Here is a 14,818-nt window from a genome sequence, read left to right as displayed (position 1 = left end):
CAAGTGTCTAAACGTGGAAAAAAGAAGGTTCTGGAAATTTGAACATTATTCCACGTTATCGTCTACCAATGATCACTGCATTGAGATGGCCAGATCAGGACATAAAACAAATCTGGCTGTTTTGGCTGACTCTCAGTCATCACCACGGGGAAGCCGTGGGCGCAAATGGATCGAACCTCAGGGTAATTTAGCTTTTTCTTTATTATATTGGCCAAGATCATCGAATATAAAATTGAATTGGATTCCGTTTGTTGCAGCATTATCTCTTTATGATGCTGTAAGATTTTACAGCAAAGTCGATCATGAATTATTTATTAAATGGCCTAATGATCTATTGTATAAAAACAGGAAAATTGGTGGAATTCTAATTGAAAGCAATATTTCCAAGACCAGCCAATTAGAATGGTTGGTTATGGGTTTTGGTGTCAATATCAATAGTTATCCTGATTTGAATAGAAAATTGGGTTGTTTAAAAGATTTTGTAATTAAACCACCCTTAGCAAAAGAGTTATCAGAGAAAATTATATATTATTTTGATTACTGGATAAATTTTTTAACAAATGATCAGGAAAAAATTATACGTGAGGCATGGATAGAGAAATCAATACCTTTAAATTCAAAATTAACTGTAAATTTACAGCAAAATAGTTGGGAAGGAATTTATTGTGGTATTGATGAACATGGGTTACTATTATTACAAACTGTAAAGGAAATGCGAAGTTTCTCTACAGGTGAAGTTTTTTGGTTAGATAATTCTCAGGATTGTTAAAGCGTGTTAATGGTCATTGATGCGGGCAATACCAATGTTGTATTTGCTATACATAATGGTGAAAAATGGGTGGGTTCATGGCGAATGAGTACTATTCCCAATCATACATCAGATGAATACGCCGCGACATTACTTATTTTACTGCAAGCACGTGGGATAAAAACTGATCAGATTGACAACATTATCATTGGTACTGTTGTTCCCCCGATTTTATATCAATTGAGATTATTGTGTCGACAATGGTTTGGCGTCGAACCTCTTATCGCTTCATCTGATCTGGATTGGGGATTCAAAATTTTAATTGATAACCCTCATGAAGTGGGTGTTGATCGTTTGCTAAATGGCCTAGCAGCTCATACTTTATTTGGGGGTCCTTTAATTGTTGTGGATCTAGGGACAGCCACAACATTTGATGTTATTGATGAAAAAGGAAATTATTGCGGAGGAATTATTTCACCCGGTCTTACTTTATCTTTGGAATCTCTACATAAAGCCGCAGCTCGACTACCAAAGATCGGTATAACGAAACCCATTTCCGTGATAGGTAAAGAAACAGTTAACGCAATGCGATCAGGTATATATTGGGGATATATAGGTCTTATTGAGGGTATCATAAAAAGGATTGGAGCCGAAGCTAATTGTTCCTATCGTGTTATAGGAACAGGCGGATTGGCATCCTTATTGGCAGAAGGTACCGATATTTTTGAAAAAATTAGTCTGGAATTAACGTTAGAAGGTTTAAGATTGCTTGCAAATCGTAATAAAACATCATAGTAAAAATAATAAAAAAGGATAAACATGAATGAAACTGCAAACGATTTTGCCTTTCTTCCCTTAGGAGGAACAGGTGAAATTGGTATGAATTTTAATTTATATCGTCTTAATGGGTCATGGCTTGCATTTGATTGTGGCATTGGTTTTAGTGGTAACGACATGCCGGAAGCCGATATTCTGGTGCCTGATCCTGAGTTCATTATTCGATATAAAGATAGTTTGTTAGGATTGGTTATCACTCACGCACATGAAGATCATATCGGTGCGATAACATATCTTTGGGAAGCATTGGAGTGTCCAATCTATGCAACATCGTTTGCCGCTTCAATTATTAGAAGAAAATTGAGAGAGGCTAACTTACTGAATGATGTCACAATTCATCTGATTGATATTGGAGCCCGTATCAGAATTGGGGAATTTGATCTGGAATTTATACCTGTAACGCATTCTATACCTGAAGCGCAAAGTGTTGTAATTCGCACTCCTTATGGAACAGTATTACATACAGGTGACTGGAAATTCGATCCTGATCCTGTAATAGGTCATCCAACAAATCTTTCAAAATTTGCCGAGATAGGTGATGAAGGTGTTTTGGCAATGATTTGTGATAGTACGAATGCGATTGTCAGACGTGCGCCTGAATCAGAGGGTGCCGTCAGAAAAAGCATGGTTGATCTTATTGCCAATATCAGGGGAAGAGTTGCAGTAACTTGTTTCGCAAGTAATGTCTCAAGGATCGAGACGATTGCTTATGCAGCAAAACAGGCAAATCGCCCTGTGGTAATTATTGGCCGCTCTTTGCAGAATATTGAAATTGCAGCACGTGAAAATGGATATTTTCGTGATATTCCTCCGTTTTATACGGAACAGAATATGAATGAAATTGATCAGGAAAATGTTGTATTCATTATTACGGGAAGTCAAGGTGAGGAAAGATCAGCCTTAACCCGTATTTCCTATGATACACATCAACATATATCTTTTGGTGTTGGAGATACTGTTATTTACAGCAGTCGTACAATTCCCGGTAATGAATTGGCAATCATGCGTGTACAGGATAATCTGGTGCGTCGCGGGGTCAGGGTAATAACATCCGTAGATCATTTGGTTCATGTTTCAGGACATGCCAGTCATGATGAAGTTACAGAATTATATAAACTGGTAAAACCAAAATACGGCATTCCTGTTCATGGTGAGTGGATTCATTTGAATGCACAGGCGGAAATTGCCAAGTCTTGTAACTCTGAACCTATCCTGCTTGAGGATGGAGATATCATTCAATTGGCACCAGGACCAACCAAAATTGTAAATAGTGTACCTTATGGCCGCTTGACGGTTGATGGAAACAGGCTTTTATCCATAGATGGGAACGTATTGGCGGCACGTCGACGCATGCTTTATAACGGTGTTATTGTTGCAAGTTTTGCAGTGGATGATGAGGGTATGTTGTTGAGTGATCCAAATATAAGCGCGCCCGGTTTACTGGATCAGTATGATGATTGTGATCTGATTATTGATAATTTTGCCGATGCAATTGAACAATTGCCAAGAACAGTTCGGTTGAATGACGAAGAATTAATTGACAAATCGAAATCAATACTAAGACGTATTCTAGGGCGTAAGCTTGGTAAAAAACCGCTTATCGAGGTTCACGTCATACGGTTGTGATATTCTATTGATATTGAGTAATATTAATCGATTGTAATGTTTCATAAAAATATGGTTTTAATAGGATAAATATGCGTCTATCGTCCAGTTTTCTTCCAACTTTAAAAGAAGATCCAGCTGAAGCTCAAATTATCTCTCATCGTCTCATGTTAAGAACAGGGATGGTTCGGCAAATGTCTTCTGGCATTTATGCATGGCTGCCCTTGGGTTTGAGAGTTCTTGACAATATATCGAGAATTGTGAGGGAAGAACAAAATGCTATCAATGCACAGGAAGTTTTGATGCCAACTTTGCAATCGGCGGATTTATGGAAACGTTCTGGGCGTTATGATGCTTATGGACCGGAAATGCTTCGTATTGTTGATCGTCACAAACGTGATCTTTTATATGGTCCCACGAATGAAGAAATGATAACGGATATATTTGGACAATTTATAAAATCCTATAAAGAACTTCCACAGCTTTTATACCAAATTCAGTGGAAGTTCAGGGATGAAATTCGTCCACGTTTCGGTGTGATGCGCGGACGGGAATTCTATATGAAAGATGGATACAGTTTTGATCTTAATTATGAAGATGCCGTTGTAACCTATCATAAAATGATGCTTTCTTATCTCAGGACATTTCAAAGAATTGGTGTGAAAGCAATTCCAATGTTGGCTGATACAGGTCCGATAGGCGGGGACTTAAGCCATGAATTTATTATTCTGGCACCTACGGGTGAAAGCGGGATCTATTTTGATTCTGATTTCACGGAACAGAACTGGCTTGAAATGCCGGTTGATACAAATGATAAGGAATCCTTGGCCGCTTTCTTCCAACGTATGACACGATTTTATGCCGCCACTGATGAAAAACATGATCAGAATGAGTGGCAAAAAGTTCCAGAATCCAGACGCTGTGAAGGACGTGGAATTGAGGTGGGTCAAATCTTCTATTTTGGAACAAAATATACAGAGGCAATGAATGTTTCTGTGATAGGGCCTGATAGTGACAAAATAAATCCTCACATGGGTTCTTACGGTATTGGGGTTTCCCGTCTTGTCGGGGCAATAATTGAATCATCACATGATGATCAGGGGATAATATGGCCAGATGCTATTGCTCCTTTCAAAGCCGTGATTATTAATTTGGGATTGAAGAATCAAGCTTGTAAGGATGCTTGTGAAGCATTGTATAAAATGGATCAAGAACAGTTGTTATATGATGATCGTGATGAACGGGCAGGAGTGAAATTTGCAGATGCTGATTTGATGGGGCACCCTTGGCAAATTATTATCGGTCCAAGAGGAATAGGTAATAATGTTGTCGAGATTAAACGTCGTGAAACCGGCGAAAGAACGGAAGTATCTATAGAACAGGTGATGCATTATATTTCCTCTTATCAAGGGTAATGGATTTATGTTTGGCTCTTTTGAAAGAATGGTTGCAAAACGATATCTTCGTGCAAGAAAAGGTGAGCGTTTTGTTTCAATAATAGCTATTTTTTCATTGATAGGAATAGCCTTGGGTGTTGGAACATTAATAGTCGTTATGGCTGTTATGAACGGTTTCAAGGCTGATTTATTGGGACGTATACTAGGCTTGAATGGAGATTTGAGTGTATACAGTCAATCTTATGATGGGCCAACCTCTTTAGGGGGATATAATAATTTATCCAACAGAATTGAACAAATGCCCCATATTACATCAGCCATTCCCTTTATTGAAGGACAAGTGTTGATAAGTGCTGGAAATTTCAACTCTGGTGGAATGGTTAGGGGAATGACAGCTTCTGGTTTGGAAAAACTCAAGGTCATTAGTAAAACCCTTGATCCAACAGTTTTGAAACAATTTCAAGGCGATGATGTCATCATTATTGGTGAAACTCTTGCTGAGCAAGCAAATCTGGGAGTTGGTTCAAGGTTAACTTTAATTTCACCTAAAGGGTCCGCAACAGTAATGGGTAATATTCCCAGAATCAAATCCTATAGAATTATTGGTATTTTTGATTCTGGTATGCATGAATATAATTCCAGTTATGTTTTTTTACCGATGCGGGCAGCACAGAAATATTTTCAGCTTGATGATGAGGTAACAGGGATCCAGATATTCTCGAATGATTCAACCCATATTCAAGCTGTTACGCATCAACTTGAGAATTCGTTTAGAAATGATAATCTGAAATTTGTCGATTGGACTCAGAGCAACAATGCTTTTTTTGGAGCAGTGCAAGTTGAACAGAATGTGATGTTTCTTATTCTGGCGTTAATTATCTTGGTTGCTGCTTTTAACGTCATATCCTCTTTGATTATGATGGTCAAGGATAAAACACGTGATATTGCCATACTTAGAACCATGGGGGCATCACGTGGTGCGATAATGCGGATATTCCTGATGTGCGGGGCATCTGTTGGGGTAACAGGGACATTGATAGGTACTATATTGGGAATTTTATTTTGTAAAAATATAGAACATATACGTCAGGGTTTGCAAAAAATCACGGGAACTAATCTATTTAATCCTGAGGTTTATTATCTTGAACATTTGCCGGCTAAGTTAGATTGGTCAGATGTGATACAGGTTGTGTCAATGGCTCTGTTCCTTTCTTTACTGGCCACATTATACCCATCTTGGAAAGCGGCAAAAACGGATCCAGTTGAGGCATTGAGAAATGAATAATCAAGTTGTCCTTCAGTTAGATAAAATTTCACATGCCTATAAAAATGGTGATGAGAACCTTCAAATTTTGCACAATGCTGATTTTACGCTCAACCATGGTGAAATTGTTGCCCTGATTGCTCCTTCTGGTACGGGTAAATCAACCTTGTTGCATATTGCAGGATTGCTTGAAAAACCCCAAAAGGGCGAAATTATTATTCAAGGTCGAAAATCATCCAGATTGAATGATCGGGAAAGAACGCAATTAAGATTAAATTCGATAGGATTTGTTTATCAGTTTCATCATTTGCTAGCTGAATTTACTGCCTTGGAAAATGTTTTGATACCACAATTGATGGCAAGGCGTTCTAAAACGAAAGCGGTAAATATAGGTAGGGACTGGTTAAAGAAATTTGGTCTTGGTCATCGTGTCGATCATTACCCAGGAAAGTTGTCTGGTGGAGAGAAACAGCGGGTTGCAATTGCACGGGCTTTGGTAAATTCACCAAAAATTCTATTGGCGGATGAACCAACGGGAAATTTAGATGAAAAGAATTCCGAGCATGTTTTTAATTTGCTGTTACAGGTTGTACGTAGTGAAGGTTTGACAGCTTTGATCGTTACTCATAATCATTGCCTAGCCACCAAAATGGATCGGGTTGTTACCTTGCATGAGGGCAAAATAATTCCTTGTCATTTATAATAAGGTATAAAAATAGATGTCTCTTGCCTCTTTTATCCATCTTCGTAGCCATTCTGCATATTCACTAAGTCAGGGGGCTATTCGCATACCTCAAATGGTTAAGCTGGCCAAGACAATGAACATGCCAGCTATCGCAATTACGGATACAGGAAATCTGTTTGGGGCATTAGAATTTTCAAAAACTTGTGTTGAAGCAGGCATACAGCCGATTATTGGATCTCAGATCGGTATTCCCGTTTTAGGTGAGCAACCGCGTCATATTACAAATTGGCCAATTGTTTTGTTGGCCCAAAATGATATTGGATTGTTGAATCTACAATTTCTTTCATCAGAAGGTTTTCTAAATGGAGATCCATCGGATCCCTTTGTCAATGTAGATACAATATATGAACATTCAGAGGGTTTGATTCTTTTAACTGGTGGAACACGGGGGCCTATATTTCAATTATTATCTGAAGGTCAGGAAAAGCATGCATCTATGTTGCTTGAACAGTTTGCAAAAGCTTTTCCAGGGCGTTTGGCTGTTGAATTGCAACGTCATAATCTGGCTGAGGAAAAATCGGTTGAGCCAGGTTTAATCGATCTGGCAGACCGGTATGGCTTACCCCTTGTAGCAACAAATGAATGTTTTTTTCCGACTCCTGAATTGTACGAGGCGCACGATGCGCTAATTTGTATTGCGCAGGGATGCACTGTTGATATACAGGATCGTTGGAGAGTTACACCTGAACACTGGTTCAAGCCTCCGGAAATGATGTGTAATCTGTTTTCGGATCTTCCTGAAGCATGCAGTAACACGATTGAAATCGCAAAACGGTGTGCAGTGAAAATAGAAACAAGAAAACCGATGCTGCCACATAGTAGAAAAATCAAGGCGGGGACAACGGCCGAGGATACGCTTGAACATATGGCAAAAACAGGTCTGGAAAAACGTTTGATATCCATATGCGATCTTACACAAGATCATCGCCAGAAATATGTAGATCGTCTTGATTACGAAATAAATATTATCAAGAATATGGGGTTTTCAGGTTATTTTCTTATAGTTGCTGATTTTATTCAGTGGGCCAAGGAACATGATATTCCTGTCGGACCGGGAAGGGGATCTGGGGCAGGATCCTTGGTGGCCTGGGCATTGACGATTACTGATTTGGATCCTTTGCGCTTTAATTTGCTGTTTGAGCGCTTTTTAAATCCTGAACGTGTTTCAATGCCGGATTTTGACATCGATTTTTGTCAAGACCGGCGAGATGAAGTCATTGAATATGTAAGACAAGCCTATGGAACCAATCAGGTGGCACAGATTATAACTTTCGGAAAATTGGCTGCGCGTGCTGCTGTTCGTGATGTTGGTCGTGTTCTTGGATTTCCTTTCGGAATGGTCAATAAGGTTGCTGAACTCATACCAAACAATCCCGCCCATCCTGTTACCTTGAAACAGGCCATTGAAACTGAACCTAGATTGCAGGAAATGCAGGCAACAGATGAAAATATACATCGTCTTTTACAAGTGGCTTTGCAGTTGGAGGGATTATACCGTCATGCAGGTACGCATGCAGCGGGTGTGGTCATAGGGGACCGTCCGCTGGTTGAACTTGTGCCGCTTTATCGTGATCCGAAAAGTGATATGCTTGTTACGCAATATAATATGAAATTTGTCGAACAGGTTGGGTTGGTTAAATTTGACTTTTTAGGATTAACCACCCTGACGATTTTGCAGCGAGCCGTTAAAATGCTGGAAAAGTTGGGACAACATATTGATCTTTCGAAAATTCCGCTTGATGATACCCTGACTTATGAAATGTTGAGTCGAGGTGAATCCGGAGGCGTTTTTCAATTTGAAGGCGCCGGGATGCGTGATGTTTTGCGTCAAATGCAGCCCAGTCGTATAGAGGATCTGATTGCTGCTGTCGCTTTGTACCGACCGGGTCCGATGGCCAATATTCCCGATTATTGTCGACGTAAGCATGGAGAGGAATGGCAATCACCGCATGAAAAAATAAGGGATATTCTTGAAGAGACTTATGGCATCATGGTCTATCAAGAACAGGTCATGCAAATTGCCCAGAGATTAGCTAATTATAGTCTTGGGGGGGCGGATCTCTTACGTCGAGCAATGGGTAAGAAAATTCGTTCCGAGATGGATAAGCAGCGTGAGATTTTTACTGAAGGTGCAACTAAAAATGGTATTGATCGGCAAAAAGCGATAGAGATATTTGATTTGATGGCGCGGTTTGCTGATTATGGATTCAATAAATCCCACGCTGCTGCTTATGCTCTGGTTTCTTATCAGACAGCATGGATGAAAGCGAATTATCCAGTGGCTTTTTTTGCCGCGTGTATGTCACTGGCACGAGAAAAGACAGATAAATTAGCCATTCTTCGACAAGAGGCGAAAAGAATTGGTATTTCTGTCTTGCCTCCTGATATCAACAAATCCGGTGCTGATTTTGAAATTGAGAAACAACCTGATGGCAGTTTGGCTATACGCTATGCATTAGCTGCGGTTAAAAGAGCGGGTTTTAGCGCCATGGAAGCCTTGGTTCATGATCGGGATGGTCGGGATTTCAAAAATCTTGCAGATTTTGCCGAACGCATTGATTATCAGAATTTAAATAAGGGGCAACTCGAAAATCTTGCCAAGGCGGGCGTATTTGATTCAATCGAAAATAACAGACATAAGGTTTTTGCATCAGCTGAAGTTATTTTACGGAGAGCCCATGCACGAAAAGAGGAAAAATCAAGCGGCCAAATTGGATTATTTCAAAATGCCACAGCGCATATGGCAGAACCGTTAAAAATTAACAGTGTGGCTGAATGGCCTGAAATTGAACGGTTAACTATGGAAGCTGAGGCAATAGGCTATCATATGACAGCCCATCCACTAGATTCATTTAGGTCTTTACTGATCAAATTGGGAATACAACCGATAAATAATCTCGAAACAATTGCTCGTTCCGGAGAAGGAAGAATTAAACTTGCTGGCTGTATATTAAATTGTAAGGAACGTCCTACCCGTAAAGGTACCAAAATGGCTTGGGTTGGATTATCGGATAAAACTGGAGCCTGTGAGATAACTTTTTTTTCTGAAAGTTTGACCCGTTTTCGTGATTTGCTTGTAGCTGGTAAAATGGTTATCGTAACGGTTGATTTAAGATTGGATGCAGAAAATTTGCGTATAACGGCAAATCACGTGGAAGATCTTGAAACATCGATATCCGGTTTGGTCAAGGAACTCAAAATATGGGTTGATGACGTTCAAGCTGTAGAAACAATTTCAAAATTGTTGGAAAATACGCAGAAAGGCAATGGTAAAATCATATTAATTCCCAATCTTGTTCAGCAACAAGAGGTGGAAATTTTATTACCAGGATACTATAATGTATCACCCGTTCTTGCACAGCATATCAAAGTGATCAATGGCGTTGAAAAAGTAGATCAATTCTAAAAAATAAAAAATTATAATAAAATTTTTTGAAATAATTTGTTAACCGAGCTGGTTATAACATCATAAATGATAAATGGTCATTAATATTTTACAATAGGTTTAATCAGTTATAAATCATAGAGATTTGAATGATAGAGAATAAAATCAAAAGAATTACTGTTCCCCAGATATCGGCGAAAAAAAATAAGGAACCAATTGTTTCCTTGACTGCCTATACTGCTTCAGTTGCACAAATTGTGGATCCTCATGTTGATTTGATACTTGTGGGTGATTCACTCGGGATGGTCATTTACGGATTTGACACGACTTTGGCCGTGACAGTTGAAATGATGATCGAACATGGCAAGGCTGTTATGCGTGGATCAAAAAATGCGTGTGTTATGGTTGATTTACCTTTCGCCTCCTATCAGGAAAATCCGCAGCAGGCCTTTAGGAACGCAGCACGCATATTGCAGGAAACGGGTGCAGCAGCAGTGAAACTCGAAGGTGGGGAGGAAATGGCTGAAACCGTTGAATTTCTTGTCAAAAGAGGTATACCTGTTTGTGGACATGTTGGATTGATGCCGCAAGCTGTTCAAACCATGGGTGGGTTTAAAATTGCAGGAAAAAATGCCAAACAAATTGAAAAAGTCATGCAGGATAGTAATGCTATTGCCAATGCGGGTGCTTTTGCAATTGTTTTGGAGGGAGTGGTTGAATCAGTGGCAAAAACAATTACGGAACAATTATCAATTCCAACAATTGGAATAGGTGCTTCTCCAGCCTGTGATGGACAAGTCTTGGTATGTGATGATATTTTTGGCGTTTTTCAGGGATTTAAACCAAAATTTGTTAAACGGTATGCTCAAATTGGTCAAACAATGGAAGAGGCAGTCAAATCATATGCCATGGAAGTCAGATCCAGAACTTTTCCAAGCGCTGAATTTTGTTTTGAAAAATAGACCAAATATTTCTTGTTTAAGGTTTTGAAAAAGGCGAGCATTCATTGATGCATCGCCATTTTTGATATATCTAGTATTATGCTAATGCGGCTGCAATACGTTTTGCAAATAATGTTGGATCAGATGGCATTTCCCCATCCTGTATTTTTGCAAGATCAAGCAGTATAAATGCAGCTTCATCTATATTCTCGCCTGAATTTACTTTCTTGATTAAAGATTTGATTAAATTATGATTTGGATTAATTTCCAGCACAGGTGGGGCTGAAGGAATTGAGCGATCGTTACGACGCATTAAACGTTGCATCTGTAAATCGGGTCCGTCCTCTTTTGCAGCCAAAATTACAGGACTGTCAACAAGGCGTGTCGTCATGCGAGCATCCGTAATTTTGTCTTTCAAACTTTCCATCAAAGTTTTTAAAAGTTTTTCTTCTTCCTCGCTGTTGGATCTTTCCTCTTTTCCCATAAGTTTATCGAGATCTTCCTTGGCACGGGTAATGCTGCGTAAAGGTTTTTCCTCAAATTTTCCAAAACGATCAGGCCAGAAAGCATCCACGGGATCAGTGAATAATAAAACCTCGATTCCTTGTGCCTTGAAACCTTCAAGATGAGGTGATGTTTTTAAGACTTCAAGGGAATCTCCAGCCAAGAAATAGATGGCCTCCTGATTTTCTTTCATACGTTCCACATAGTCGGAAAGACTTGTCAAACCATCAACGGTAGATGAATAGAATCTTGAGATTTTGGCAATTGTATCATTATTTTCATTGGGTTCCCAAAGTCCTTCTTTAAAAATTGCCCCGAAAAGTTCCCAAAACTTTGTATATTTTTCTTTATCTTCCGAAAGTTTTTTTAATTCACTGATCACACGGTTAACAAGGTTCTTACGAATACGTGCAAGAACGGGCGTGTTTTGTAGCATTTCCCTGGATACATTTAGGGGAAGATCTTCAGTATCCACAATCCCCTGAATGAAACGTAACCAAGGTGGAAGCATGTCCGCTTCATCCGTAATAAACATACGGCGTACATGCAATCGTACCTTGCTTTTTCTTTCTTGATCGACTGGTGCGAATGGAGAAACCATTCCGGGAATAAATAACAAAGAAGTGAATTCAATCACGCCTTCAGCATGCCATAAAAGCGTAGCCAATGGTTTGTCAAATAAATGGGTTACATGACGATAGAATTCATCTAGTTGTTCATCGGATATATCGCCACGTGGTTTTGTCCAGATTGCTTGACCTTCATTGGCGGATGTTTCTTTGTCATCCTGTTTAATCGTAATGGGCCAGGCAATATGATCTGCCCATTTACGGATAATATTCTCCAGTCGCATGCTTTCCAAATATTCTTCAGCATCTTTTTTAATATGAAGAATAACATCTGTACCAGGTGTATTTCTTGTTGAGGAAGCGATACTATACTTGCCTTTACCTTCAGAGTTCCATGCCCAGGCTTCATCCGATCCGGCACGTCGTGAAATTACCTCAACTTTATCCGCCACCATGAAGGCTGAATAAAATCCAACACCAAATTGACCGATGAGGTTAACACGATCTTCGGGTTTGGCATCCTTAAGCTGTTTTTCAAAAGCTCTTGTTCCTGATTTTGCAATGGTTCCGAGATTTTGGATCATCTCATCCTTACTCATACCGAGACCATCATCACTGATCGTTAATAAATTTCCCTTTTTATCAACGGTTAAAATTATTTGGGGTTTATCGGGCAAGGCAACTGTTTGATTGGTAAGCGATTCAAAACGTCTTCTATCCAATGCATCAGCAGAATTGGCAATTAATTCTCTTAAAAAAATTTCTCTCTCTGAATAAAGTGCATGAACAACCAGATCCATAAGGCGTTCAACTTCTGCACTAAAATTGTGTTGTTCTTCAGCATGCGTAGATGTTGCATCACTCATTTTCACTTGTAAGCCTTTATTATATTTATGGGTTAAAATTAAATTTGAATTAATTATATAACAAAATAAACTGGAAATTAACGAAGACAATTAATAATTTTTTTTGGTAACAATTAAATTTTTAAAAATTCTTTCCATTGGCTGGTAATCATAATCAGAAATTCAGTCATAATTTTTTGAATTCTAAAAAAATTTTCATTGAGTTGGAAACATTCTTCATTCAAATACAATTTTTTATTTATTTCAATTTGTAAAACATGAATATTTTTAAAAGGATTTCCATAATGACTGGTAATATACCCTCCTGCATAAGGTATATTTTTTTTCACAGTCAAGCCTTTTGATTGAAAATATCTAGCAGTCTGGTTTATTAACAGCGGGCAACAGCTTTTTGAAAAATTGTCCCCTAATATTATATCTGCAAAGGCAGGGGTTTGGATGCGTGGGGATGGCATTGAATGTACATCGAGGATGATGCCTCCATTAAAACGATTTTTAAAGTTATGAATGAAATTTTTAATTTGTTGATGATAGGAAAACCAATAATTTTGAATTAGTTTTTCAATATGATTAAATGAAAGATAATATTTGAAAATAACTTTTCCTGAATTACTGATTTTATGAACTGTTCCAATTCCGTTTTTTACCCGAGCGGATTCTGTATCACACCATGGGGGAAGTTGTTCTTTGAACATTTTTGGATCAAGTTCCCATGCCCATCGATTGAGATCACAGAAAATACGGGATAATTCTGCATTTAACAAACTTCCACCATAATTAGGTACATGATGAAAAAGTTCATGGACAAAACTGTCTTCACTCTTGCGTAATTCATCCAAGGGTAATCTTGTTAGTTCAAGCAAATTCTGTGGATAGAATTGTCCAGAATGAGGTGAGCTGACTAAAAACGGTAAAACATTATTATCAGGTTTTTGTAAATGATATATTTTTGTTTTATGAATTGGCACAAAATAACCTTGCTAACGGAAAAAAAAGAATGATTTTATATAAAATATTTTATTTTTTTGCATTTGACCACTTGCGCTTTTAAACTAAGATGTGTATCAAGCAGTTTATCAAACGTTAAGATGGGCGCATAGCTCAGCGGGAGAGCACTACCTTGACATGGTAGGGGTCACAGGTTCAATCCCTGTTGCGCCCACCATCTTATCATAACCGTGAAAAAAACTAATCATCATTCAAAAATTATTGTCTTTCGTTTATACGTATAATCATCATAATTTACCTGTATAATTTAAAAAACATCTAAATTTTCCTGTTTGTGTATTGGATAAAATGATGATTAATAATATTTATTGTGTTGGCAGAAATTTTGCTGAACATGCAAAAGAATTGGGAAATCAAATCGAATCTGTCCCCGTAATTTTTAGTAAACCCAACACCTCCTTGGTAGAGGGAGATTCAATTATCCTACCTGATTTTTCACAGGATATTCATTATGAAACAGAAATTGTATTAAAGATTTCCCAGGATGGTTTTAAAATTTCGGAGAACAAAGCCGAAAATTATTATGATGAAATCGCTCTTGGCCTTGATTTGACGGCTAGAGACCTGCAAACAGCATTGAAAGAGAAAAAATTACCCTGGTTTTTGGCAAAGGGTTTTAAAGATTCCTGTTACCTTTCCTCTTTTGTAAAAAAGGAACTGTTATCTCATCCTATTTGCTTTTCAATGAAATTAAATGGAGAAGAGCGTCAGAGAGGAAATAGCAATAACATGATATTTAATTTCAGCAAGATTATATCCTATATTAGCCAGTTTGTTCCATTAAAAAAATCAGATGTGATTTTCACTGGTACGCCAAAGGGTGTAGGCAAACTGAAATCTGGGGATCAAATATCACTTTTTTTGCAGGAAAATGAAATTGCTATAGTGAAAGTGAAATAATTACATAATTTTAATTAAAATTATTTGGTAAGCCAATGTATTTTTCGAC

11 protein-coding genes and 1 tRNA gene are annotated in these 14,818 nt (G+C 38.2%); 10 read left to right on the top strand and 2 right to left on the bottom strand.

Annotation, left to right across the window (positions count from 1 at the left end; translation table 11 throughout):
* Positions 1-13: 13 nt before the first annotated feature.
* From H3R33_RS04035 to panB, 8 genes are all read left to right on the top strand, one after another.
* Complete coding sequence (locus H3R33_RS04035) at positions 14-769, top strand: biotin--[acetyl-CoA-carboxylase] ligase (RefSeq protein ID WP_198184945.1); 756 nt, start codon at positions 14-16, stop codon at positions 767-769.
* Between the two features lie 3 nt (positions 770-772).
* Positions 773-1,543, top strand: a complete 771-nt coding sequence (locus H3R33_RS04030) for a type III pantothenate kinase (protein WP_198184946.1) — start codon at positions 773-775, stop codon at positions 1,541-1,543.
* 24 nt (positions 1,544-1,567) lie between these two features.
* Complete coding sequence (locus H3R33_RS04025) at positions 1,568-3,211, top strand: ribonuclease J (RefSeq protein ID WP_122123508.1); 1,644 nt, start codon at positions 1,568-1,570, stop codon at positions 3,209-3,211.
* Positions 3,212-3,282: 71 nt separating this feature from the next.
* A complete protein-coding gene (proS, locus tag H3R33_RS04020; protein ID WP_198184947.1) occupies positions 3,283-4,605 on the top strand; it encodes a proline--tRNA ligase in 1,323 nt (440 codons plus the stop codon).
* A 7-nt stretch (positions 4,606-4,612) separates the two neighbouring features.
* Positions 4,613-5,872, top strand: coding sequence for a lipoprotein-releasing ABC transporter permease subunit (locus H3R33_RS04015; protein WP_198184948.1), 1,260 nt, complete (start codon positions 4,613-4,615; stop codon positions 5,870-5,872).
* A complete protein-coding gene (locus H3R33_RS04010; RefSeq protein ID WP_198184949.1) occupies positions 5,865-6,554 on the top strand; it encodes an ABC transporter ATP-binding protein in 690 nt (229 codons plus the stop codon). The genes H3R33_RS04015 and H3R33_RS04010 overlap by 8 nt, the downstream gene beginning before the upstream one ends.
* A 16-nt stretch (positions 6,555-6,570) precedes the next feature.
* Positions 6,571-10,002 carry a DNA polymerase III subunit alpha gene (gene dnaE, locus H3R33_RS04005; RefSeq protein ID WP_198184950.1) on the top strand — a complete coding sequence of 1,144 codons (3,432 nt, stop codon included), beginning with the start codon at positions 6,571-6,573 and terminating at the stop codon, positions 10,000-10,002.
* Positions 10,003-10,130: 128 nt separating this feature from the next.
* A complete protein-coding gene (panB, locus tag H3R33_RS04000) occupies positions 10,131-10,943 on the top strand; it encodes a 3-methyl-2-oxobutanoate hydroxymethyltransferase (protein ID WP_198184951.1) in 813 nt (270 codons plus the stop codon).
* Positions 10,944-11,019: 76 nt separating this feature from the next.
* On the opposite strand, the gene htpG is transcribed toward panB, so the two are convergent.
* Both htpG and H3R33_RS03990 read right to left on the bottom strand, forming a co-directional pair.
* A complete protein-coding gene (gene htpG, locus H3R33_RS03995; protein WP_122123514.1) occupies positions 11,020-12,861 on the bottom strand; it encodes a molecular chaperone HtpG in 1,842 nt (613 codons plus the stop codon).
* 113 nt (positions 12,862-12,974) lie between these two features.
* A complete protein-coding gene (locus H3R33_RS03990; protein ID WP_198184952.1) occupies positions 12,975-13,829 on the bottom strand; it encodes an N-formylglutamate amidohydrolase in 855 nt (284 codons plus the stop codon).
* Positions 13,830-13,951: 122 nt separating this feature from the next.
* Between H3R33_RS03990 and H3R33_RS03985 the strand changes: the two genes are divergently transcribed.
* Both H3R33_RS03985 and H3R33_RS03980 read left to right on the top strand, forming a co-directional pair.
* A tRNA-Val gene (locus H3R33_RS03985) sits at positions 13,952-14,026 on the top strand.
* Between the two features lie 134 nt (positions 14,027-14,160).
* Positions 14,161-14,769, top strand: a complete 609-nt coding sequence (locus tag H3R33_RS03980; protein ID WP_155568042.1) for a fumarylacetoacetate hydrolase family protein — start codon at positions 14,161-14,163, stop codon at positions 14,767-14,769.
* Positions 14,770-14,818 lie beyond the last annotated feature (49 nt).

The organism is Commensalibacter sp. B14384M2 (assembly GCF_016101865.1).
GTDB lineage: Bacteria > Pseudomonadota > Alphaproteobacteria > Acetobacterales > Acetobacteraceae > Commensalibacter > Commensalibacter melissae.
The sequence above is the reverse complement of the archived record's forward strand: the minus strand, read 5'-3'. Positions and strand labels throughout refer to the sequence as shown.

Excerpts from the sequence above, each read along its gene's own strand:
- H3R33_RS04010 (WP_198184949.1), top strand. The coding sequence starts at position 5,865 with ATGAATAATCAAGTTGTCCTTCAGTTAGATAAAATTTCACATGCCTAT.
- proS (WP_198184947.1), top strand. The coding sequence starts at position 3,283 with ATGCGTCTATCGTCCAGTTTTCTTCCAACTTTAAAAGAAGATCCAGCT.
- htpG (WP_122123514.1), bottom strand. The coding sequence starts at position 12,861 with ATGAGTGATGCAACATCTACGCATGCTGAAGAACAACACAATTTTAGT.
- dnaE (WP_198184950.1), top strand. The coding sequence starts at position 6,571 with ATGTCTCTTGCCTCTTTTATCCATCTTCGTAGCCATTCTGCATATTCA.
- H3R33_RS04015 (WP_198184948.1), top strand. The coding sequence starts at position 4,613 with ATGTTTGGCTCTTTTGAAAGAATGGTTGCAAAACGATATCTTCGTGCA.
- panB (WP_198184951.1), top strand. The coding sequence starts at position 10,131 with ATGATAGAGAATAAAATCAAAAGAATTACTGTTCCCCAGATATCGGCG.
- H3R33_RS04025 (WP_122123508.1), top strand. The coding sequence starts at position 1,568 with ATGAATGAAACTGCAAACGATTTTGCCTTTCTTCCCTTAGGAGGAACA.
- H3R33_RS03980 (WP_155568042.1), top strand. The coding sequence starts at position 14,161 with ATGATTAATAATATTTATTGTGTTGGCAGAAATTTTGCTGAACATGCA.